The organism is Ruegeria sp. BI12, from assembly GCF_056537985.1.
This window is the reverse complement of record NZ_JBQFSL010000003.1, coordinates 274,285-295,282: the sequence shown is the minus strand read 5'-3', so window position 1 is coordinate 295,282 and position 20,998 is coordinate 274,285. Positions and strand designations below refer to the sequence as shown.

The window sequence follows — 20,998 nt, the reverse complement described above, 5'->3', positions numbered from 1 at the left end:
TCGGCTCCTTTTTAGGGCTGAAGATGGATGGGATAGCTGGCTCGAATACGTGCTTCAGCCTCTGCATCAAGATGGGCCGAATGCGGTGCTGCCAGAATCTCGGTCACGCGGGTCCGTGCCTGATCCCAGATCGAAAGACGGCCTGCAGCAACCCAGTCATCGACACTTTGGCGATCGGCAAGAGCCGGATAATGATAGTCTGACTTCATGCGCTTGAGCGTTTCGATTTCCCCAAGATAATGCCCGTCCTGGGTGACGACGCGTTCCACCGCGTCCAGATCGAGTGTCTCCAAACTCACTTCAATCCCCCTGATGCTGCGCAGGATTGCCCCGCACATGTCGTCATCGATCACCATCGCTTCGGGGCTGGCCACCATGATCGAGCCCAGCATCCCCACGGAAAGGTTGATCATGTCGGCGCCGCCATGTCCGGCCAGGGCGACGGTGTAGCCTTTTTCATAGCCCGCTTGGGCATCCACCATCTTGGAATCCGTCATGCCCGCCGAGACTGTGGATGGTAGGCCGATATGGGCCAGAAGCTGGGCCGCGGCAGCATTGGCGATCGCTGCTTCACCGCTGCCACCGCTCATGGCTCCGGTGCGTAAATCGGAAATGAAGGGCATCAGCGCATAAATGCACGGGCTACCCGCCTGGATACCGTCAACCACCACTAGGCCAGCGAGCGACTCTGCCAAGCCCTGTGCCAATGCGCCGGCCAAAGTGACCGGACTTGTCGCGCCTGCCTGGCCAGCCGAACAAATCTGCGGGATCATGCCTGCCCTCACGGCCTTCTCCAGCATCAGTATTCCTTCGGCGCTATAGGTCAGCGGGGGAACCACATGGACAATCACTGCCATGCAAAACGGTCTTTCCCGAAATGCATGTTTGTGGCCGAGCGCTATATCGAACAACTCAACTATCGGGTCGATGTGAACAGGCTCGCAAAAGCTGATGCCAATTGGTTTCGAAGTGGCTTTGAGGCAGGCAAACGCGGTGTTGATGTCCAGCTCGAACGGGTCTGTCAAATCCCTGGCAACAACGGGCCGTACACCATAGTGGATGTTCGAAGATGCATCCAATACGCGCATCAGATCGTAGAGATCGCTCAGCGAGCTGTGCTTGTAGGCGCCGGTTGCGGCATCCAGAGTCTGAACCGCCGCTCCGCCGGTCCCGATGTGAACCCGGCTGCCGCCGATCTGCAAATCCCTGTCTGCAGTGAACCCCGGTAACGTGATCTTTCTTGGAGCACGAGACAGTGCATTTCTGATCATCTCATTTGAAAAACAAAGGCGTCCGTCAGGGCGATGCCACGCCCCTGCAGCAATCGCCCGTTCGGTCGCCTCTGCCGGCAAGCCGACCATACCCACTGTCGAAAGAATGTCATAGGCATGCGCTTCGATGGCTGCCAATTCCAAGGACGACAGCGGCCTCAAAGCACCCCCAATCTGAAGTGCAGGCAGTGCGCCCGGTTCCAATCCGGTTTCTGATGTCTCTTGTCTTCGCGTGCGTCTAACCATCTACGCCCCTCAACGACACCAATAAAGCGCAATTGTTTTGTGTTGAGAATTCAATAAACCGGCTCAGTTGGTGAACAAAATTCACGAAAGGTCTTTAGCGTTGCTTTGCGCTGTATGAGTCTCATCGCAACAGCTCGGTTATCTCAAGCCAGTGAATGCGTCGCTTTTGAAAAGGGCTTTCCTGTGACGTTGATGTCCGCCCATACCGCTATGGGTTGTTGCAGCAGATATTGGAGTTCAACACTCTAAATGTCAGCTCCATCCCAAATTGGGCAGGTCAACAATGCCGCCCGAGGTGTGAACGCTCAGTTTTCTCGCCGCGCTGCGCTAAAACGGCCGATTTCCATGCAGCAAAATATCCGCAGCGAGCGTGCGCAGCGAAAAAACCATAATCGAAGAACGGGCTCCTTGCCGACATTCTCTGCGACGCGCCCGAGCTGATGCATTGAGCTCGGACCGGACGTAGGCAAGTGATTGGTAGCTGCGAGTGCAATAGGCTGCCTACAGCCCAAAGCGGACTCTTTTTTGAACGCTGATAGCCTCTGCCACGGGGTGCTTTTCCAAGCTTGTGCTTGAAAAAGGCCACCCGAAAGCACTCTTTATATCATTGGGATAGAAATGATGCTTGGCCCGATGTTTTTGTGGACTGCGAGCAATGGGCGGCAAGTGAAAGTTGGAATACGCCTTCCGTTACACCGCAAACTCCAGACTTAAGACCCGGTAAAGTGTGTCTGTGAGCATTTGTTCACTTTTCGATTGAGAGCGGTTGGCCAAAATACCCAATTCCTGCCGCAACATTTTTGAATGTCTGGAGCTGCTAACGGTGAGTTATGATATTAAAACCTTCCTCGGGTGATGGTGGCACGAAATGCCGGGCAATACGGCGATATTGATCTTCTGTTGCTGCAAAGGCATGCGCTCCTTCTCTGTTGCGCTTTTGCAGCCGACGCAGACAAACCTCATCGGGCAAATCCAAAAAGTGAAGGTGGTGCTGCGCGGCAGTGTCTTTCAGCAGGTCGCGCATCCAGGCCCTGTTTTCAATTGTGTTCGCTGGAAAATCGAGAACGACTGAAACGCCAGCCTTCAGCAGGGTCGCTACGTGACGACCCATGACCAGTCGCAGTTTGAAAGCGCAATTCACATAATCCTGCAGGGACTTCATCTGGTCGCCAAAAAGGGCGCTAAGCCATTCATCTTCTGAAATGAGCACGGCCGCGTCTCTTTCCGCCAGTTCCGCTGCTAGGGTTGATTTTCCGGAAGCGACTTTGCCACATAGCAAGTGGAGCGTTGGAATGATCTGTGACATAAAACGAACTCCCGGTTTACCTGATGATCCCTGAGCTAAGTTGGTCCGCGAGTTGATCAAACACCAGTCTGATCCTTCGTGCAGTATGTAACTCGGAGTGCGTCGCCAGCCAAATCGGGAACTTAAACGGCTCGCGGTCGGGAAGCACGCGCTCCACTCCTGGTGTTAAGGCAGCCACATCGTCCGACATTACACTTATGCCAAAACCTTGGCGCACCAGTTCCCAGGATACAATCCCGCTTTGTGAGCCAATCCTGAAGCTTTTTCGGGTGACATTTATGCCCGCCGGATCGAGAAAGCCGATCATCGTGTCGATGTCCCCAAACCCGACAAAGTCCAATTTCGCAAGTTCGTTTTCATTTTTTGGCCGTCCCACCTGATCAAGATACGACGGTACCGCGTAAAAATGAGCCGTGGCCTCGGCGACGAGCTTTGCTGTCAGATCCGGCTGCGTCGGACGTACATGTCGGATGGCGATATCAGCCTCACGTCGCTGTATGTCTCGTATGTCATTTGCAGCAACGATGTCTATCTCCAGTCGCGGTGCCGCAAGTCGGATCTTTTTCAGGATAGGCGGCAGCTGATATGCAGACATCACATCGGACGCGGTAATCCTGACTTGACCTTCAACAGCTTGCGACTGGCTTGTAGCAGTAAGTGAAATCCTGTTTGCTACATCCGCCATTTCTCTGACATGCAACAAAAGCTCGGCACCAGCAGTTGTCAGATTAAGCGACTTTCCTACTCTTTCAAACAGGGTGATGCCAAGCGCCGTTTCCAGCGCCGCAACTTGACGGCCGACAGTGGGTTGAGTTTGCTCAAGAACGCGCGCCGCCGCGGAAAACGAGCCTTCTTCGGCTGTCGCAAGAAAGGACCGCACTTGATTCCAGTCGAAATTGATGGCTTTCCAGTTCATGCATTTATGCATAACACTTCTGCAGATTGCGGCAATTCCATAAATGATTGTTTGGAAGTAAAGCATACGACAACGACCTTGTAAGAGAGTGATGAAATGGCTGCTTTGTCCAAGGATGCCGCGTTCTGGAGCAAAATCTCGCAAAAGTATGCGGCAGACCCAATCCGCAACATGGAAGGGTATCTGAAAACACTCGAGGTTACGAAGTCGTACCTGAAAGCAGAGGACAACGTACTGGAAATCGGGTGCGGAACGGGTTCAACCGCGCTGCTGCTCGCACCGCATGTTGCCCATATCACTGCCACGGATCTCGCTCCGGGCATGATCAAGATTGCCGATGAGAAGCGTGCTAAAGAAAGATTGGAGAATGTCACTTTCAAGGTGGCTGAAGTTCTCGAGCACGGTCTTGATGACGGTTCTTACGACGTGATCCTGGCGCATAATTTGCTTCATCTCCTGCCCGATTTGGACAAAGCGCTCCAGCACATTTCCGCGCTTACAAAACCCGGTGGGTTTTTCATATCCAAAACCGTCTGCGCACCTGAGGGCGGTGGTTTCAAATATGCGATGATCAGTCGGGTCGCGATCCCAATTATGCAGGCTCTTGGGAAAGCCCCATTTGTGCATTTTGTGTCTGGTTCAGCGCTTGAAAGGAAGATTGCGTCCGCAGGCTTCGATATCCTTTTTACGTCCGATCAAGCCTCAATGCTCCAGAGCCGCTATATAGTCGCGCAAAAATCTTGAAGTTTTAGTTCGTTCAGCGGCATTCGTTGAACGATCTTTGCGACTCATTGCACGATACTTTCATACTGTATTGAACGGAGTTACTTCGGTCTGCTACCACCTTGAGAAAGCTATTGTGAAAGGCCTTTGTCCGCCGAGCCGTCATTCAGGCCTGGTGCAGCAAATGACTGCTTCGCGCCCAAAGACGACATAGATGACGAACGTAGCAATCGTCGCTCAGGGTCGGAAGCAGACTATCGCTGCACTCGGGGTGAACGGCAGCTTTGCTGAGGAAGTGGAAATCGGTAATCCTCTCACCCACTGAAATGGTTGGCCGCAATGTTGGGCGCACTTTGCTCTTAACACAGGACTTAGGCCAGGCATCAAGCACGCACCAGGTGGCCGCCGTCTACATCCAGCACAGTGCCGGTTAAGAACCCGTTTGTCATCGCCACGATCACTGCTTGCGCGATGTCGTCGGCCTCTCCGACTCGGCCTACGGGCAGGGTGCCACCAACTTGCGCATACATGCCTTCACGTGCTTTTTCCGACATTTCGGCATAGGCTTCAGTCGCGACCATGCCAGGGCTGATGCAATTCACCCGTGCCCGACCAGCCAACTCCAGCGCCAATCCTTTCGCCAGTGCCTCGACTGCGGCATTTACCGCGCCGAGGCCAGTGGCTCCGGCGGATGGGCGACGGCTGAGCACACCGGAAAAGAACGTGATCGAGCCGCCTTCAACCAACACAGGCAACACTTCGCGCGCAGCCAAATAGGGCCCTATAAACTTGGCTTCGAACATGGCGCGCAGATCGTCTGTGGGCAGATCGGTGAACGCACCATGCGCAGCACTTGAAGCTGAGATCACTAGGTGATCCACCGCGCCCAGGGCCCCGACCCATGATCTCACGCCGGCCTCATCAGTTGTATCGACCGGTGCGATCTGCACTCCGCCGCCGATTTCGTCTGCCGCCGCATGCAACTTGGCACCGCTTCGGCTGGCGATAGTGATCTTTGCCCCGAGGGCGGTGGCCATCTTTGCCGTTGCCTTCCCCATACCACTGCTACCGCCGACAATGACAATGTGCTTGCCTTTCAGGGCGGTTTCGAAAACCGTACTCATTGTTATGGCTCCTCGTTTTTGTTGGATTGATCAGTCGATGCTCAGCACCAGCTTGCCGGTGGTTTCACCGGCTTCCAGACGGCGGTGTGCCTCGGCGGCTTCGGCAATAGGCAGAGCCGTGACCTGCGGACGCAGAACGCCCGTCTCAAGCAGATTAAACACTGTGGCCATATCCGCGCTAAATTGATCGGGTCGGTTACCAAAATATGTGTATATGTCGCTGACTCGGATCGAGACGGATTTCTGGAAGTGCTTCGCCAAGTCTTCGGCAAAACTGCCTGATGGCGGGCCGGCAAGGAACCCGAACAGAACTGCAGTGCCCAGAGGCGCCAGCGCATCGAGATCTGATTTCAGAGACTCGCCCGAGATTGGGTTCAGCGTCAGATCCACGCCGCGCCCGTCGGTGAGTTCCATCACCCGCGCAGTAACGTCCTCGGTGCGATAGTCGATGACGTGATCGGCACCTTGATCTTTGGCATACCCAACCTTGTCGGTGCTGGTCGAGGCGATCACTGTCATGCCCAGATGCTTTGCGATGTGCAGGGCCATGGTGCCGACACCCCCGGCTGCCGCGTGAACCAGTACGGATTTGCCCGCCGCAGCGCCGCCCAGATTGACCAGCATGTGATAGGCGGTCATCCCGTTGACGGGGATTGCCGCGGCGGTTTCGAACTTCACGGTATCGGCCAACCGGGTGACATAGGGTGCTGCAATCACCGAATGCGTACCGTATGCACCAGCGCCAATCGGCCCCATCCACGCCACGCGATCCCCCACAGAGAAGCCTTCGACACGCGTACCCAGCGCTTCGACCACTCCGGCCCCTTCGACCCCGGGTACATGAGGCAGATTGGGCATCATCCCCTCAGGCATCTCACCGCGACGGATGATCGTGTCAATAAAATTGACCGCCCCGGCTTTATTGCGGATCAGGATTTCCCCGGCATCAGGGGAAGGGGTCGGCCGGTTGGTCTTGCGCAAAACGTCCGGTTTGCCGGTCTGGGTGATTTCAACGGCGAAAGGCATGAGCTGTCTCCTTCTGTTGCGCAGAAGGTAGAAATCACGCCATCAAATGATAATATTTGATATTGAGAGATATAATCCCAAAAATAGGATAATGATCTATAACGACCTTGCCCTGTTTACTGTCGTCGCCAACCACCTCAGCTTTTCCAAGGCTGCGGACCGTTTGGGCATACCGCTCAGCCGGGTCAGCCGAAGGATCGCAGAGTTGGAAGACCATCTGGGTGCCAAACTGCTCGAGCGGACAACTCGCCAGGTTCGCCTGACGGAGGAGGGCCGTCGCCTTCTGGACCGATGTCAGAACCCGATCGAGGCGCTGCAAGGTATTGCGGGTTTTGCCGACGATACCAGACGCCAGAGCATCCGCATCACGGCACCGCCGTTGGCTGCACGTACGACCATTGGTCCTCGGCTGTTAGAATTTGCGGAGCAGAATCCGGATGTGGCACTTGAGATGACGACAACAAATGTCATGCTGGATTTCTTTCGTGACAATATCGATCTGGCCTTTCGGGTCGGCCCGCTGACGGATTCCAGTCTTGTCGCGAAACGGCTTTGGTCTGTTCCCTACTGCTTTTGCGCAGGACAAGGATTCATCCAAGAACGTGGGTTGGACGGTCCAGTATCGCGGCGTAAGTTTCTGGCGCAGCCCGCGCTGACGGCTGGACAGCCCTGGGTGCTAGAGAGTGGGGAAACGCTGCATCCGAAGCAGATCGCGCACAGCCTGTCCGACCTTGATGTCATTGCGCAGGCAGTTCGCCGCAATCTGGGTGTAGCGATGCTGCCTTTGGATATGATGGACGGTGATTTGCAACGGCTGCTGGTCACAGACGCCACACCAATGACGCGGGACATGTTCGCCGTCTATCCCGGTCGTCGCCTTTTGCCTGCGCGGGTCAGGAAGCTGATTGATTTCATGACACCTGACTGAACCTACCAATCAATTGCAATGCCATCGCGAAAAAACCCACCGGTCGGGCCGCCTTTCGGCAAGGTTGCGGCCCAGACAACGCCCTTGGCGCCCTCGGAAATCGGACGTCCTCCGCCGCCCATATCCGTCGCAACCCAGCCGGGGCACACGGCATTGACGAGAATACCCTGAGGTTTCAAGGCGGCAGCGGTCTTGAGGGTGAGCGCGTTCAGAGCCGCTTTGGACACGCCATAGCCGGGCGTGCCGGCGGACATATTGGTCAGAGACCCTGCGCCAGATGAGACGTTGACGATCCGGGCATCCGTGCCTCGTTGTAACAGTGGCACCGCCGCAATCGTGGTATCCCAAGGGCCGAAAAGGTTCGTATCAAACGCGCGGCGAACGCGATCCAGATCGGCGAGGTGGACCTGTTGGTCGGTGTCATAGTCCACACCCGCATTGTTCACCAGAACATCGAGACGACCATAGATAGATTCAACCATCAAAAAGAAGGCGGCGGCAACAGAGTCCGGACTTGAAACATCCAATTCCAAGGCTTCCGCCCCATATCCGATCTCATCCGCGGCAGCCTTCCCTTTCGCCAGATCGCGCGCACCGATCAGAACCCTCATGCCGTGATCTCGGGCCAATTGGCGGGAAACTTCTTTACCGATACCGCGATTGGCGCCGGTCACGAGTGCGATGCGCTGACTGGTCATGGTCTCTCCTTCAATTCGCCTCGGCCGCGCGTTGGCCGGCAAGAGCCACAAGCCCACGGTCACCGGATTCCCAGATTGCCGTCATGGTCATTGATGTGACAACCCAGCGATCGTCTGATTTTTCAAGCTCATAGTCATAGCGGCCGCCCAGCACCCACAAGCCGTCATCAAGACGATGGGTTGCTGTGAAATCAGCCTGTGCCGTGGCGGATGTATCGGACAGAGAGGTGATTGTATGATTGGTCACCATATGATGCGTCGCGTCGAAACCGGGCAAGAAAGCGGACCAACCCGCCACAAGCTCATCTGCGGGTTGTGTAACCGGGTCTCCGCCCCAGAGGCTGGTGTAATCCGTCGTGACGGTATCGGCAAACGCGTCGCGTACGCGGGTCCAGTCGTGGCGGTCAGCACCTGCTGCGATGCCGGTAATGGCGGTCGAGATATCCGCCTGTTGTTCAGCAAGAGCCGCGGTTCCGATCATGGAGACGGCAGCAAGGGTCGATGTGAGTTTTCTACGCATGGGGATGCTCCGAATAGATGAAGGTGGACGCCGAACGACTGCTCGGCGTCCGGACAGGGCTTAGTTGCTCGAACCGGCGCGGAAGTGGTCAGCGACGGTATCTGCCGCACGGGTGACATCCTCGGGGTTGTCGTAGAAATCGAACTGCGTGACATCTTCCAGCCATTCCGCCGTCGCTTCGCCTGCGAAACCGGCAAGGAAGGTCTGTACGCCTTGCGGGATCGCCGCGCTTTCCGAGTGCACAATGGCCAGTGCCTTATCCAATCGCTGCGGATTGTCGGCGGGATGATAGGTCAGCCAGCCTTCCCAGCCTGCATTGTTCCACTTGTCATCATATTCCGGGATCGCGCCACGGTCGGCCTCATAGTAGTATCCGCCGATCGGCATCAGCACGCCCTCGGCACCCTCGGGGCCTGCCGCCGGAATGATCTGGCCACCAGCGGCCTCGGCGGCGTGGGACACCTTAATCAGCCCGGCGACACCTTCTGCACCGCCATAGACCGCCTCGACGATCTCTTCATTCTGCAACCATGGTGCAACCAAGCCCAGCCGCTGAATCAGCGGATTGCCGGAAACCGCATCGACCATGTACCCGGCCGAAGCGCAGATCCCCAGACCGTTGATGTGATCGGCGTCCACTTCGGGCAGGGTCGCGACGAATGCGATGGCAGCTTTGATGTCCGATGTCTTGGCCTCGGGGCTTTCTACGAAGCGCACGTTCTTCGGCAAATCGCCCGATTTGCCCCAACCGCGGAAATCAAAGGTGAAGGCGGCAAAGCCGCGCTCGGCCATCTCGCGGGCATAGTTGGCGGGCATCTGTTCCTGAACCGATGTCCATGCTCCGGTCACGACGACCGTCGGCAGCGGTTCTGATCCGCGCTCTTCCGGTAGATACAGCGTGCCGGACAGCATAGCGCCTTCGTTCTCGAAGGTAACGGTGCGGGTTTCAACCTGCGCGACGGCTGCTGTTGATGCCATAAGCGCAGCGGCGGTGTTCAGGGCGAGGGTGTTCATAGCGATATCTCCCAAAAACTGTCTGGATGGGCGCAAGCCCGATGACAGTTGAGATACGTTGCTGGCGGCAGCGATACTTGCACCGGACTGCCGCGTTTTTGAAAGATCCTGCTTTAGACGGCATTTGCCGCACGGAACGCGCGCGGGGTCTGTCCCACCACCTGTTTGAAACTGCGCGTAAAATGCGCCTGGTCAGAGAACCCACAGGCCAAAGCGATGTCGCCCAAAGGGCGCGCGGGGTTCTCCATCATTTTCATCGCCTGCTCGACCCGATAAGCCATGACATATTGCATAGGGGTCGAGCCGAGCGTCTCCTTGAAAACTCGCGCAAAGTGCGAGGGGCTCATGCCTGCCTCGTGGGCCAGTTGATCGACGGTGATTGTCTGATCCAAACGGTCCTGCACATAGGCCAGCACCCGTTGATAGTGCTGAGATGAAAAGCGCGCGGACAGTTCGACCTCTTCAGCACGGCGTTTGCCGTATTTCTGCAGCAGTTTGACCAGAAATACCCGGCTCATTGCCTCGAACATCACAGCCGAGGACATATCGTCTGTTGCAAGCGCGTCGCGCAGAATGACGCCAGCAGCACACAAGTCGGGATCGGAAAACTGCGGCTGATCGTGAAACTGTTCCGGAGCTAACAACGTACCAAGCTCAGTTTGGGCAAAGCGCTGAACCTTGTCTGGATGCAAGGTGACCACAATAACGTCGGACTGTCCGTACCACCGCCACCCCGACCTCATGCCTGCTGGGGTCACGATTACCTCGTCCTTGCAAAAGGTGAAATCCCGTGGCGTGCCGTCCCGCCAGTTTTGCACGCGATGCCCCTTTTCCTGCAGGTTCAAAAGGACATGGTGTTCCGCAAACACCTCCTCTGGCATCCGATCAGGTTTGGCCCGAAAATAACGCACTGACATCAAACCAGCCGCCGAAGGGCGCTGCATCGCATCGCTGTTCAGCAAAGGTTCTGACGGGTAGATATCAGCGTATCTTAGGGGCAATAAGCGGCTCCGGCTTGCAATACTCGATATGTGAGGTCTGCGCGTGCAAGGTCAAACAGGTTGCTGGTGCTTTATGTGGTCGATGAATAACCTCAAGGGCATCATAGATTTATACTCGCGCGGGAAATACATGAAAATTCCTGGGGTGGGGGCCAAATGGTCATCCAGCACCGGCTGCAACTCTCCTGCAGCGATCTGCGTGTCGACATAGGCTTTGAACGTATAGGCCAGTCCCAGTCCTCGCTTGGCCAGATCGACAGAAGCTGGAAGAGCGTTCGCGATCAGATTGCCTTGCACATCGACAGAGTACTCCCCCTCGTTCGATTGGAAACTCCATGGCGCAATCTGACCTGAAGACTGAAACCTGTAGCGGATGCAGTTATGCCCAAGTAGATCACGCGGCGTTTCCGGGATACCCCGTGCCGCAAGGTAGTTCGGACTGGCGACAACGGTCACCGGAAGCGGCGGCGTCAACCGCACCGCCACCATGTCTTGCGCCACACGATCCCCCAGACGGAATCCAGCATGCAACTCCTCGCCGAGTATGTCTGACAGCGCATCGGTCAGCGACAGTTCCAATTCGATTTCGGGATACGCGGCACAAAACCTCTTGAGGATCGGGCCAACATACAGGTGATAGGCGAATTCCGGCATCGCCAGTTTCAACGTGCCCCGCGCGGCGTGACCGGTGCTGCGGGCACTTTCGACTGCTTCGGAGAGTTGGTCAAAGGCAGGCCCCGCGCCACGGATCAGGGCGCGTCCGGATTCTGTTAAGCTGATTGAGCGGGTCGTCCGGACAAAAAGCGCGGTGCCCAGCTGTTCTTCCAGCGCTTTCAGCTGATGGCTGACGGTCGATGGTTTGATGCCCAGCACCTCTGCCGCAGCACGCAACGACCCATGGCGCGCGATGGCGGTAAAGATCTCGAGGGTGGAAAGTGGCAGGCGCATCGTGTCCCCGAATTACTCCATTATTAGATTTTATACATGAAAGAGGTGAATGAAGAGTGAATTATCACTTATCGCCGGAGTTATTATCTTCGTGTCATCGCAGCCCAGAAGGCTGTCACCAAGTATTCAGGAGGACACAAGATGAACAGTCTGACCAAAGTTGCTGCCCTCACCGCTGCCTTGATCGCAGGAGATACCGCCATGGCCGCATCCCCCGAAGACAATTTCAAAGTCGTACAGGACTTCTTTGCCGCCTATGGCACCAGTGATCTGGACGGCATCGCAGCCGTGATGGACGAAAACGTCAAATGGCACATCCCGGGCCGCCACCCCTTGTCCGGAACTAAGATTGGTCGTGATGAGGTGCTGGCCTTCTTCGAACAACTGGGCACAGCCGGATTTCAGGCTGAACCCGTCTATTTCGGAGCGGACGAGACCCATGTGGTTGATATCCACCGTGGCTGGTCGAACGCAGACGGCAAACCGAATGTCGATACCACATGGGCCCTCGTCTATCGGATCGAGAATGGCAAGATCGTCGAAGCAACCAACTTGTCCGCCGATCAGGATGCGGCAAACACGTTTTTCTGGTCCCAATACTCGCTGGCTCCGGTCCCTGAGCGACTGGCCAAATAAACGATCAACAGGTGTTTCAAGTGCCCGATTACCTCGAAATCCGCAGTTTCATCGCAGACTGGTTTGCCCGATTTGACAGGCTGGACCCGATCGGAGAATTCCTGCCTGATCTCCACCCAGACGTGCACTGGGACATGCCTGACGTCGACACCACACTCAGCGGGCATGACCGCGTGCGGGCCTGGTATCGTGGCGTGCTTGAGACTTTGCAGCGCCCAACCGAGCATCACGTTAGCAAGGTTGCAATCAAGCCCGGTGCCGCACAGTTCGAAGTTCTGTTTCGCGCCACGACCGTGGCCGGAGAGCACATCGAAGCCCGCGTTCAGGAAAACTGGCGCTTTGAAACCCGACCCGAGGGCCGCCCGCTGATCACCCAATATTCCGCAAAATTGCTGCAAGAGGCAGAGACATGAGAACCCTCGTACTCACCGCTCACCCGAACCTAAGAAAATCGCGCATCAACCGCGCATGGTTTGATGCACTTTCAGAAGCCGCCGACGTGACGACCCGTGATCTGACCGCCATCGGCGGCAGTGAGATGCGCTTTGACATCGAAGCCGAACAGGCCCTCTTACTGGCCCATGACCGGATCGTGTTCCAGTTTCCATTCTACTGGTATTCAGCACCCCCGGTGATGAAAGTTTGGATGGATCAGGTGCTGAACTATGGCTTTGCATATGGGCCGGGCGGCGACCAACTAAAAGGTCGTGAGTTCCTCATCCTTGTCTCGACCGGAGGTCCCGAGCACAGCTATCACGCAGGCGGATACAACAACTTTACGATGGCCGAGTTTCTGAAACCGTTCCAACAGACAGCGAACCTGGCCGGAATGACGTATCTAAGGCCGTTCGTGGCTCATGGCATGGCTGTGGCCACTCAGGAGCAGATTGACGCGAACGTCCCCCATATGTTGGCGTATTTGAGCGACCCCGAACTGGACCCCAAGGTGAGACAGGCCCGTTTGCTCAAACAATTGGAAGACGACCCCTCACTGGCAGCGGCAGTAAGCTGAGGCCGACCTATCCTGCGCCCGGCAGAAAAACATGGGGTTTTCAGCCGGCGCGGGTTTTCTAACGACCAATGACGGGTAAACTATCAGCGCGGAACAAGAGTGTGAGAGCCCAGTGACCGAGATTGATCGCCTGAACCACTGGTTGATTTCCGATGGTCGCCTGCTGGGCGACGAGAGGCTCATCGTCAAAGGGTATTGCGAAGGATTGACCGCGCTTGGCGTACCTTTAGCCCGCGCAAGGATCGCACAGAATTATTCTAACCCTTTGCTCAGCGCGTGGGGGATCATCTGGACACCCGAGGAAACCCGCCGTTACACCGTACCGACCACGGTTTTGTCGACCAGTGCGTGGCAAGGCAGTCCGTTCGAATATGTCGTCACCCAGCGGCGCCCATTGCGCAAGCGTCTGACCGATCTCGATGTCCAGGCAGAACATCCGGTCTATGCCGAGCTGGCCGAAGCAGGCGCCACCGATTTTCTGGCCATCCCGCTAGAACATGGAAACGGCTCGGTTCAGGGCACCAGTTTTACCTCTAACGCAGATGCTGGGTTTTCGGACTCGCATATCCGATACATCGAAGACACGCGATACGCACTTGCCGCTGCTTTGGAACCCATTGCGATGCGCCAGTCGCAAAAGAGCCTTCTTCAAACCTATCTGGGGCACGGCCCCGCGGAAGAAATCGATCAGGGGCACATAAAGCGCAACGAACACAGAACAGTTTCTGCCGCAATCCTGTTTGCGGATCTGCGCGGTTTCACTGAGAAAGCTTCATCCTGGTCCGAAAGCGACTTGCTTTGCATGATGGGTGAGTATTTCGAGATGGCGGTGTCACCCATCCAGGACAATGGGGGTGACGTTCTCAAATTCATGGGGGATGGCATACTCGCTGTTTTCAACGTTGATGACGATGTGGCAGCCTCGTGTAGATCTGCGGTACAGGCGGCAGAACAAGCTCTGGCCAATCTGCGCGACTACAACGATGCAGCAGTCGAAAAGAAAAAAGAGCCAATCAAATTCGTAGTCGGCATTGATTTCGGTCGCGTCACCTTTGGCAACATCGGCAGTCCGGACCGTTTGGATTTCACGGTCGTCGGTCAGGCCGTGAACGTGGCCAGTCGGGTTCAGGACCTGTGCAAGAAACTGGACGAAAAGATATTGGTGACACAGAGCGTCGCCAGGCACATGGCGCATAGTATCCAGTCAACTGGCTATCATTCTGTTCGCGGTTTACCCGAGGAAATCGAGGTGTTTAAGACCCGAGAGAAACGCTCCTGAAATCAACTAAACGGCGAACTCAATTGTTATTTTCGTGCCGATCGCAAGAATAAATCTTTTCGCGGGAGGGTAGCTATTTCTGCACTTTGATACCAGTCGGTGGAAGGAAGAAAAGAGCACAGGTTGGTCACGTGCCTCTGGATTTAGTTGAAATACCAATTTCTGTTTCAGGTGATGTTAAACCCCTGAATCGGGTCAAAAGAGAATGACCGCAGCGCACCCGTGGTGTGATTTCGCTGATGGTGATGTGTGCAAGGCAGACGTAGAGGGGAACCGCAGCTTCGTTCCCCGGCGCTGGCCTACTACAACACAAAATCTCAGAGAAACGTGATTTGGAGCTCCGCAATTTCAGCCACTTCTTTCCAATTCCGCAAAACGGAGATCAAACGTTCCACGCAATAGCCTTTGAAATAATTCAGAAACAAAGCCTTGCGGTGAAAAGAAGCACGCTTCTGGTTGGGTAAACCCACCAACAAAACGCATGACCGGTTCGGATTGCACTTGACATGTCGGTCAAAAAGCTGACTAAAAACATCAACAAAAAATATCCGACTTTTTTAGTCTGAAAATGAAGAGGGATCTCATGTCCAAGTCCAACCTGAAATTCACCTCGGCGCTCGTTGCCGCGACGCTCTTCAGCGGCGCTGCGTTTGCTGAGCAAGCCTATGGTCCGTTCCCCGTCACCGTGAAAGGGTATTCTGGCGACAAAACCGATTCCGTATCCTATTCGGGTCAGATTGCGCGCCACGTTCTGCACGACAGCCTGAAGAAAGCCGCTGCAAAAGGTGACGGTGGCAACAATGCAGCCGAAGTCGAAGCGCTGATGCTGGCCTATTTCAACGGATCCGAAGAAGATCTGGAAATCATCGCCCCGGTCTCGAAAGACGGCTTTCCAGTCAAGCAAGCGACTGTAAATGAAATCTCCAAGGGCAAGAACATCTCGGGCAAGTTCTATAACGGCGCAATGACCGCTTGGCCTGGCAATCAGTCGGGTGTCGACGTTGCGCTGCAGATGATCAAGATGGCCGCCGCGTCCGAACAGGGTTACGACCCGGTCAACGGGATGGACTGGGGTCAGCTGATCTCAAAATTTACGTTGGGCGCGATGGCGTATAACCAGGCGGTCGACAACTATCTCGACGAAAAACTGGAAGCCGACAACAAGCCCAACGACAAGCCCTATTCCGAGGGCGCGCATTACACAGGCAAAGAACATTCATGGGATGAGGCGTTCGGTTACTTCGGCGCCGCGGCGCATTCCGTGACCCTGTCCCCCGAGCAAAACTATGCCGTGTCCAAGCAAAAGGACCTGGCAGCAGCGGACGCCAATGGCGATGGCGTCATCGACCTGAAGACTGAGTTTGTCTTTGGTCCGGCATATTACGCCGCAGGTGCTGATAAAGGTGGCAATAAGAACACCCAGTACATGACCACCATCTTCAACGCCTTCCGCGACGGCCGCGCGCTGATTGCCTCGGCAAATGGCGAAGCGCTGACCGATGAACAGCGTGCCGAGTTGAAGAACTATGCCGATATCATCGAAACCAACTGGGAAAAGACGCTGGCTGAAGCCACGTTCAAATATGCCGGTTCGGTTTACAAAGACATCGACAAGATCAAATCGGGCGAAGACAGCGACAAAGCGCTGCGTAACTACGTCAAGCATTGGGGTGAGCTGAAAGGCTTCTCGATGGCGCTGCAGTCGGGCAAGAACAATCTGGGCGCAACCGCGATCGACCTGAACTGGCTGATCGGCTTTGGCCCGGCGATGCCGGACGGGAAGATGGTGTCTGACATTGACGCAGACGGCAACTTTGTACGTGGCCGTGAAATGACGCTGGACGACTATCAGGTCAACATGCTGAAAGTTCAGAAACTGCTGATCGAAAAATTCGGCATTGAATCCCGCGCCAATGACGCCACGGCTGATTTGGCCGCTCTGGCGGACAAGCTGGGCGAAAACGCGTCGGCAGAAAACGACTAAGGATCCTGCGATTCTAATCCGGCGGCGCGCATAAAGGCGCCGCCGGACAGCAAGCCGAAAGGCACCACTTGGATATTATCGAGTATATAGGCTCTGTCCTGACCGATTTTTCCAACCCCAAGAAGCGTGTCTTTTTGGGGTATTTGTTTTTGACAGTCCTCATTGCGCTGGTTTGGCTGATTGCGGTCCGAAGGTCGTCATTCAAGCTGGCGCTGCAGCAGATATTTGACCGAAAAATCCTGTTTTCGCCATCGGCAAAGGCGGACTACAAGATTTTCCTGATAAACCGCGTGTTCACGATGTTCATCTCGCCACTGCTGGTGACACAGCTGGCGATTGCAACGGCTCTATACTACGCGCTGCATGACATTGCATTCCTGCAAAGGGGCGTATTCTCGGACGCCCCGATAGGTGTGATTGTTGCCCTGTTCACAGTTACGATCTTCATTCTTGATGATTTTACCAAATACCTTCTGCACAGATGGATGCATCATTGGCCTCTGCTGTGGGCCATCCACAAAACCCATCATTCGGCCGAGACTCTGACACCGATCACGGTCTACAGAACGCACCCGCTGGAGGGTATTCTCTTTAGCCTGCGCAGCGCGGTGGCGCAGGGGACGACGATGGCAGTTTTCCTGTTCCTGTTCGGCAGTGCGGTGGACCTCTATACGGTACTTGGTGTGAACGTCATGTCCTTTGTCTTTCATGTGACGGGATCGAACCTCAGGCACTCGCACATATCGATCCAGTATTGGCCATGGCTGGAACACATCCTGATATCACCTGCGCAGCATCAGGTGCATCACTCAATCGCACGCAAGCATCATGATAAGAATTTTGGTGTGGCGCTGGCCATTTGGGACTGGTTGTTCGGGTCTTTGTACCTGTCGCGGCGCGACGAAGATTTGAAATTCGGCTTGCAACCGTCTGAGGCACATCCGTCACGCTTGATGGATATCTATCTTCGACCCTTTGTGGATATCACACGGATTTTAAGGCGAAGATTTGGGCGGCTGCGGGACGCTGTCGAAAGGCGCTCACTTCGGAACGACTAAGCCTTTTCTAATGCACTGTTAGCGCCTGAGAAAATCGTGCCCTAATTCAAACGAGAATCGTCAGGAAAGTGGCAAATACCTGTTTCAAAACAAATATTTGCCTGTTTTGGGTTCCGTCGGTCAGGTGATAGCATTGAGCCTAAAAAAGTTGTTTCCGCACCAGTTTTTTAGACACAGCCAAGGAGTTTCATCATGAAAGGTGACAAAAAGGTAATTGAGTACCTGAACAAAGCTCTGCGCCACGAACTGACGGCCGTCAGCCAGTACTGGCTGCACTACCGCTTGCAAGACGATTGGGGTCTTGGCAGCATGGCCAAGAAAAGCCGCGAAGAATCCATCGAAGAGATGGAGCACGCTGACAAACTGATCGAGCGTATTATCTTTCTGGAAGGCCATCCCAACCTGCAAAAACTTGACCCCCTGCGGATTGGTGAAAATCCCCGGGAAACGCTGGAATGCGATCTTGCTGCGGAACAAAGCGCGCGTGCACTTTACAAAGAAGCGCGGGATGTCTGCAAAGAGGCCGGAGATTATGTCTCGATGAGTTTGTTCGAAAATCTGATGTCGGACGAAGAAGGCCATATCGACTTCCTCGAGACTCAGATTGAATTGTATGACCGCGTCGGAGCCGAGCTCTTCGCGCAACTAAATGCAACCAAAATGGAAGATGCCGAATAGTTGCTCCTGATGGCACAGGGTTTGCGATACCCGCCAAGGAAGTGGGTATCGCGTGCTTATGCGCACTCCTGCACGCCGAGGCCTATAAGGTACTCACCGGTCACAAACAAAAGCTCGTTGGGGCCGGCGAACCGCGCCTTGGACATGAACCAGTTTCTGATAGGACTTGGGTAGTAGCTCGACAGTGACGCGCTTTTTCTGGCGAACTCATCTGCCGACATCTTTTTCCGGTTCGAACGATGGGGGCCGTGAAACCCGAAGATCGTCTGGGGCGAAATGCAGACATCGTCCGCGCCCAGAAGCATGGTGCAGCTAGAGTGGCAGTAGTCTCCAATGATTTGAAACTGCGCGTCGGTTTGGTTGGCGATTTCTATCTGGACCATGCGATCCACTATCCGCCCACCCGGATCATTGCCGACCGGTATCTCTTTTGAGGTTGCCGCCACGCTCATCAGAAAGAGCGCCGCCAAAGCTGCCATGATGTTTCTCATCCGCCCGCCTGCTCAAGGGTGGAGTTTTCGTTTTTCTATTTCCTACCAGAAAAGCGGCCTCGCCGGAACGTCACGCCCGGACGTAAGCGTGTCCTGTGCCTTCAAAGACCCACCCTGAACCAGAGGAAGTCTGCGGATTTCCAAACATGGCACTTGCAGCTTTTCAAGCAACCAAGCTTTTTGGGTGTTGCGTATCCTGCCTCAGGCGCGTTTTTCGCCGATGGATACAACGCCCAGGACGGACAAAACTTTGGCCTCGATCTGCTCGGCGTTCAGGCCCGCAACGGTATACATGTCCGCAGGGTTGGCCTGGTCGATAAAGGTGTCGGGCAAAACCATGGACCGATATTTGAGGCCTTGGTCAAAAACGCCTTCATCCGCCAAAAGCTGGGCAACATGACTGCCAAAGCCGCCAATGGCACCCTCTTCGATGGTGATCAACGCTTCGTGGTTGGCGGCCAGATCCAATATCAAATCGCGGTCCAGCGGTTTGGCGAACCTGGCGTCGGCGATCGTCGGTGTGATCCCGCGTGCGGCCAGAGCCTCGGCTGCCTTTTGCACTTCAGCCAGCCGGGTTCCGAATGACAACAGCGCGACGCGCGCGCCTTCCTGGATGATCCGGCCTTTGCCGATTTCCAAAACCTCACCGCGTTCGGGCAAGTCGACGCCGACGCCTTCCCCGCGTGGGTAGCGAAAGGCGATAGGGCCATCGTCATGCGCCACCGCGGTGGCCACCATATGCACCAACTCGGCCTCATCCGCTGCGGCCATGACAACAATGCCGGGCAGGTTGGACAAATAAGCGATATCGAATGACCCGGCGTGGGTTGCACCATCCGCACCCACCAGACCGGCACGGTCTATGGCGAAACGCACGGGCAGGCGCTGAATGGCCACGTCATGCACGACCTGATCATAACCGCGCTGCAAAAAGGTGGAGTACATTGCGCAAAACGGTTTCATACCCCCGGCCGCCAGCGCGGCGGCGAAGGTTACGCCGTGTTGCTCGGCAATCGCCACATCAAAACAGCGCGATGGGTAGCGTTCGGCAAACAGGTTCAGCCCGGTGCCGTCGGGCATCGCAGCGGTCACGGCGACGACCTTGTCATCCCGCGCGGCTTCTTCAACCAGCGCCTTGCCAAAAACAGATGTGTAGGACGGAGCATTCGATGGCGCTTTTTTCTGTTCGCCCGTTACTACGTCGAATTTCGCGGTAGCGTGGCCCTTGTCGCGGGCTTGCTCAGCAGGGGCGTAGCCCTTGCCCTTTTTTGTCAGCACATGAATCAGGATCGGACCGGCCGCGCGCGCCTTAACCGTTCGCAGGACGGGTAACAGCTGATCCATGTCGTGCCCGTCGATCGGGCCGAGATAGGAAAAACCCAGCTCCTCGAACAACGTTCCCCCCACGGCCATGCCCTTAAGCATCTCTTTGGCCCGTTTTGCCCCCTCGCGGAACGGTTCCGGCAACAGGGAAACCGCGCCTTTGGCGGCGGCTTTCAGATCATGAAAGGGTTCTTCGGCGTAAATGCGCGACAGGTAATTTGATAGCGCGCCCACCGGTGGGGCGATGCTCATCTCGTTGTCATTCAGGATGACGATCAGGCGTTTTTTCAGATGGCCTGCGTTGTTCATCGCCTCAAAGGCCATACCCGCAGACATCGAACCGTCGCCGATCACGGCAATCGCGTCGCCCAGACCTTCAGGTGTTACGCCGCCCAGATCGCGGGCAACAGCGAAACCCAGTGCGGCGCTGATCGAGGTTGAACTATGTGCCGCGCCAAAGGGGTCATAGGGGCTTTCACTGCGTTTGGTAAAACCACTTAGCCCGTCCTTCATCCGAAGCGTGCGGATACGGTCGCGCCGCTCAGTCAGGATTTTGTGCGGATAGCACTGGTGACCAACGTCCCAGATGATCTTGTCGCGCGGCGTATCGAAAACAGCGTGCAGAGCGGTCGTCAGTTCAACAACACCCAGGCCTGCGCCCAGATGTCCGCCGGTAACTGACACGGCCGAGATCGTCTCAGACCGCAATTCCTGCGCCACCTGATGCAGCTGCGCGTCCGAAAACTGCTTGAGATCCGCGGGGCGGTTCACAAGGTCCAGCAGGGGCGTGTTCGGGCGGTCAGACATATGGCGTTC

The 20,998-nt window shown here is 55.8% G+C and carries 21 protein-coding genes; 9 read left to right on the top strand and 12 right to left on the bottom strand.

All coding sequences use genetic code 11. The annotated features are described in order from the left end of the window. Positions 1-11: 11 nt before the first annotated feature. The 3 genes from ACR0AK_RS20375 to ACR0AK_RS20365 form a co-directional block, all read right to left on the bottom strand. Positions 12-1,517 carry a trimethylamine methyltransferase family protein gene (locus ACR0AK_RS20375; protein ID WP_480794754.1) on the bottom strand — a complete coding sequence of 502 codons (1,506 nt, stop codon included), beginning with the start codon at positions 1,515-1,517 and terminating at the stop codon, positions 12-14. Positions 1,518-2,334: 817 nt separating this feature from the next. Then, positions 2,335-2,883 (bottom strand): P-loop nucleotide/nucleoside kinase family protein, encoded by a 549-nt coding sequence (locus ACR0AK_RS20370; protein ID WP_480794753.1) that lies wholly within the window; start codon positions 2,881-2,883, stop codon positions 2,335-2,337. Beyond that, positions 2,840-3,739, bottom strand: coding sequence for a LysR family transcriptional regulator (locus ACR0AK_RS20365; protein ID WP_480794752.1), 900 nt, complete (start codon positions 3,737-3,739; stop codon positions 2,840-2,842). The genes ACR0AK_RS20370 and ACR0AK_RS20365 overlap by 44 nt, the downstream gene beginning before the upstream one ends. Positions 3,740-3,835: 96 nt before the next feature. Between ACR0AK_RS20365 and ACR0AK_RS20360 the strand changes: the two genes are divergently transcribed. Next, on the top strand, positions 3,836-4,483 hold the full coding sequence (locus ACR0AK_RS20360) for a class I SAM-dependent methyltransferase (RefSeq protein WP_480794751.1): 648 nt from the start codon (positions 3,836-3,838) through the stop codon (positions 4,481-4,483). Positions 4,484-4,845: 362 nt separating this feature from the next. Here ACR0AK_RS20360 and ACR0AK_RS20355 read toward each other — a convergent pair whose 3' ends face one another. After that, positions 4,846-5,586, bottom strand: coding sequence for an SDR family oxidoreductase (locus ACR0AK_RS20355; RefSeq protein ID WP_170561622.1), 741 nt, complete (start codon positions 5,584-5,586; stop codon positions 4,846-4,848). A gap of 30 nt (positions 5,587-5,616) precedes the next feature. After that, complete coding sequence (locus ACR0AK_RS20350) at positions 5,617-6,612, bottom strand: quinone oxidoreductase family protein (protein WP_170561623.1); 996 nt, start codon at positions 6,610-6,612, stop codon at positions 5,617-5,619. Between the two features lie 91 nt (positions 6,613-6,703). Between ACR0AK_RS20350 and ACR0AK_RS20345 the strand changes: the two genes are divergently transcribed. Next, positions 6,704-7,540 (top strand): LysR family transcriptional regulator, encoded by an 837-nt coding sequence (locus ACR0AK_RS20345; protein ID WP_480794750.1) that lies wholly within the window; start codon positions 6,704-6,706, stop codon positions 7,538-7,540. 2 nt (positions 7,541-7,542) lie between these two features. On the opposite strand, the gene ACR0AK_RS20340 is transcribed toward ACR0AK_RS20345, so the two are convergent. The 5 genes from ACR0AK_RS20340 to ACR0AK_RS20320 all read right to left on the bottom strand — a co-directional run bounded on the left by ACR0AK_RS20340 (position 7,543) and on the right by ACR0AK_RS20320 (position 11,721). After that, positions 7,543-8,238, bottom strand: coding sequence for an SDR family oxidoreductase (locus tag ACR0AK_RS20340; RefSeq protein ID WP_480794749.1), 696 nt, complete (start codon positions 8,236-8,238; stop codon positions 7,543-7,545). Positions 8,239-8,248: 10 nt separating this feature from the next. Beyond that, positions 8,249-8,758 (bottom strand): nuclear transport factor 2 family protein, encoded by a 510-nt coding sequence (locus tag ACR0AK_RS20335; RefSeq protein WP_480794748.1) that lies wholly within the window; start codon positions 8,756-8,758, stop codon positions 8,249-8,251. Positions 8,759-8,818: 60 nt separating this feature from the next. After that, positions 8,819-9,772 (bottom strand): alpha/beta hydrolase, encoded by a 954-nt coding sequence (locus ACR0AK_RS20330; RefSeq protein ID WP_480794747.1) that lies wholly within the window; start codon positions 9,770-9,772, stop codon positions 8,819-8,821. A 113-nt stretch (positions 9,773-9,885) separates the two neighbouring features. Then, positions 9,886-10,773: a helix-turn-helix domain-containing protein gene (locus tag ACR0AK_RS20325; protein ID WP_480794746.1), complete on the bottom strand. Its 888-nt coding sequence runs from the start codon at positions 10,771-10,773 to the stop codon at positions 9,886-9,888. A gap of 51 nt (positions 10,774-10,824) precedes the next feature. Next, on the bottom strand, positions 10,825-11,721 hold the full coding sequence (locus ACR0AK_RS20320) for a LysR family transcriptional regulator (RefSeq protein WP_480794745.1): 897 nt from the start codon (positions 11,719-11,721) through the stop codon (positions 10,825-10,827). 141 nt (positions 11,722-11,862) lie between these two features. On the opposite strand from ACR0AK_RS20320, the gene ACR0AK_RS20315 reads away from it, so the two are divergent. The 7 genes from ACR0AK_RS20315 to bfr all read left to right on the top strand — a co-directional run bounded on the left by ACR0AK_RS20315 (position 11,863) and on the right by bfr (position 18,368). After that, positions 11,863-12,357, top strand: a complete 495-nt coding sequence (locus tag ACR0AK_RS20315; protein ID WP_480794744.1) for a nuclear transport factor 2 family protein — start codon at positions 11,863-11,865, stop codon at positions 12,355-12,357. A gap of 20 nt (positions 12,358-12,377) precedes the next feature. Further along, positions 12,378-12,770, top strand: coding sequence for a nuclear transport factor 2 family protein (locus ACR0AK_RS20310; protein ID WP_480794743.1), 393 nt, complete (start codon positions 12,378-12,380; stop codon positions 12,768-12,770). After that, entirely contained in the window at positions 12,767-13,369 is a 603-nt protein-coding gene (locus ACR0AK_RS20305; protein WP_480794742.1) for an NAD(P)H-dependent oxidoreductase, read from the top strand. Before ACR0AK_RS20310 ends, ACR0AK_RS20305 begins: the two co-directional genes overlap by 4 nt. A 112-nt stretch (positions 13,370-13,481) precedes the next feature. Beyond that, positions 13,482-14,648 (top strand): adenylate/guanylate cyclase domain-containing protein, encoded by a 1,167-nt coding sequence (locus ACR0AK_RS20300; RefSeq protein ID WP_480794741.1) that lies wholly within the window; start codon positions 13,482-13,484, stop codon positions 14,646-14,648. A gap of 583 nt (positions 14,649-15,231) precedes the next feature. After that, on the top strand, positions 15,232-16,632 hold the full coding sequence (locus ACR0AK_RS20295; RefSeq protein ID WP_480794740.1) for a DUF4856 domain-containing protein: 1,401 nt from the start codon (positions 15,232-15,234) through the stop codon (positions 16,630-16,632). 68 nt (positions 16,633-16,700) lie between these two features. Then, positions 16,701-17,690, top strand: a complete 990-nt coding sequence (locus ACR0AK_RS20290) for a sterol desaturase family protein (protein ID WP_480794739.1) — start codon at positions 16,701-16,703, stop codon at positions 17,688-17,690. 192 nt (positions 17,691-17,882) lie between these two features. Further along, positions 17,883-18,368, top strand: a complete 486-nt coding sequence (gene bfr, locus ACR0AK_RS20285) for a bacterioferritin (protein ID WP_480794738.1) — start codon at positions 17,883-17,885, stop codon at positions 18,366-18,368. A 56-nt stretch (positions 18,369-18,424) separates the two neighbouring features. Here the strand turns inward: bfr and ACR0AK_RS20280 are convergent, their stop codons facing one another. Together ACR0AK_RS20280 and dxs are read right to left on the bottom strand one after the other, a co-directional pair. After that, positions 18,425-18,847: a hypothetical protein gene (locus ACR0AK_RS20280; protein WP_480794737.1), complete on the bottom strand. Its 423-nt coding sequence runs from the start codon at positions 18,845-18,847 to the stop codon at positions 18,425-18,427. A 213-nt stretch (positions 18,848-19,060) separates the two neighbouring features. Continuing rightward, a complete protein-coding gene (gene dxs, locus ACR0AK_RS20275; RefSeq protein ID WP_480794736.1) occupies positions 19,061-20,989 on the bottom strand; it encodes a 1-deoxy-D-xylulose-5-phosphate synthase in 1,929 nt (642 codons plus the stop codon). Positions 20,990-20,998 lie beyond the last annotated feature (9 nt).

Excerpts from the sequence above, each read along its gene's own strand:
- ACR0AK_RS20315 (WP_480794744.1), top strand. The coding sequence starts at position 11,863 with ATGAACAGTCTGACCAAAGTTGCTGCCCTCACCGCTGCCTTGATCGCA.
- ACR0AK_RS20320 (WP_480794745.1), bottom strand. The coding sequence starts at position 11,721 with ATGCGCCTGCCACTTTCCACCCTCGAGATCTTTACCGCCATCGCGCGC.
- dxs (WP_480794736.1), bottom strand. The coding sequence starts at position 20,989 with ATGTCTGACCGCCCGAACACGCCCCTGCTGGACCTTGTGAACCGCCCC.
- bfr (WP_480794738.1), top strand. The coding sequence starts at position 17,883 with ATGAAAGGTGACAAAAAGGTAATTGAGTACCTGAACAAAGCTCTGCGC.
- ACR0AK_RS20360 (WP_480794751.1), top strand. The coding sequence starts at position 3,836 with ATGGCTGCTTTGTCCAAGGATGCCGCGTTCTGGAGCAAAATCTCGCAA.
- ACR0AK_RS20295 (WP_480794740.1), top strand. The coding sequence starts at position 15,232 with ATGTCCAAGTCCAACCTGAAATTCACCTCGGCGCTCGTTGCCGCGACG.
- ACR0AK_RS20355 (WP_170561622.1), bottom strand. The coding sequence starts at position 5,586 with ATGAGTACGGTTTTCGAAACCGCCCTGAAAGGCAAGCACATTGTCATT.
- ACR0AK_RS20305 (WP_480794742.1), top strand. The coding sequence starts at position 12,767 with ATGAGAACCCTCGTACTCACCGCTCACCCGAACCTAAGAAAATCGCGC.
- ACR0AK_RS20350 (WP_170561623.1), bottom strand. The coding sequence starts at position 6,612 with ATGCCTTTCGCCGTTGAAATCACCCAGACCGGCAAACCGGACGTTTTG.
- ACR0AK_RS20365 (WP_480794752.1), bottom strand. The coding sequence starts at position 3,739 with ATGAACTGGAAAGCCATCAATTTCGACTGGAATCAAGTGCGGTCCTTT.
- ACR0AK_RS20280 (WP_480794737.1), bottom strand. The coding sequence starts at position 18,847 with ATGGCAGCTTTGGCGGCGCTCTTTCTGATGAGCGTGGCGGCAACCTCA.
- ACR0AK_RS20375 (WP_480794754.1), bottom strand. The coding sequence starts at position 1,517 with ATGGTTAGACGCACGCGAAGACAAGAGACATCAGAAACCGGATTGGAA.
- ACR0AK_RS20330 (WP_480794747.1), bottom strand. The coding sequence starts at position 9,772 with ATGAACACCCTCGCCCTGAACACCGCCGCTGCGCTTATGGCATCAACA.
- ACR0AK_RS20340 (WP_480794749.1), bottom strand. The coding sequence starts at position 8,238 with ATGACCAGTCAGCGCATCGCACTCGTGACCGGCGCCAATCGCGGTATC.
- ACR0AK_RS20345 (WP_480794750.1), top strand. The coding sequence starts at position 6,704 with ATGATCTATAACGACCTTGCCCTGTTTACTGTCGTCGCCAACCACCTC.
- ACR0AK_RS20335 (WP_480794748.1), bottom strand. The coding sequence starts at position 8,758 with ATGCGTAGAAAACTCACATCGACCCTTGCTGCCGTCTCCATGATCGGA.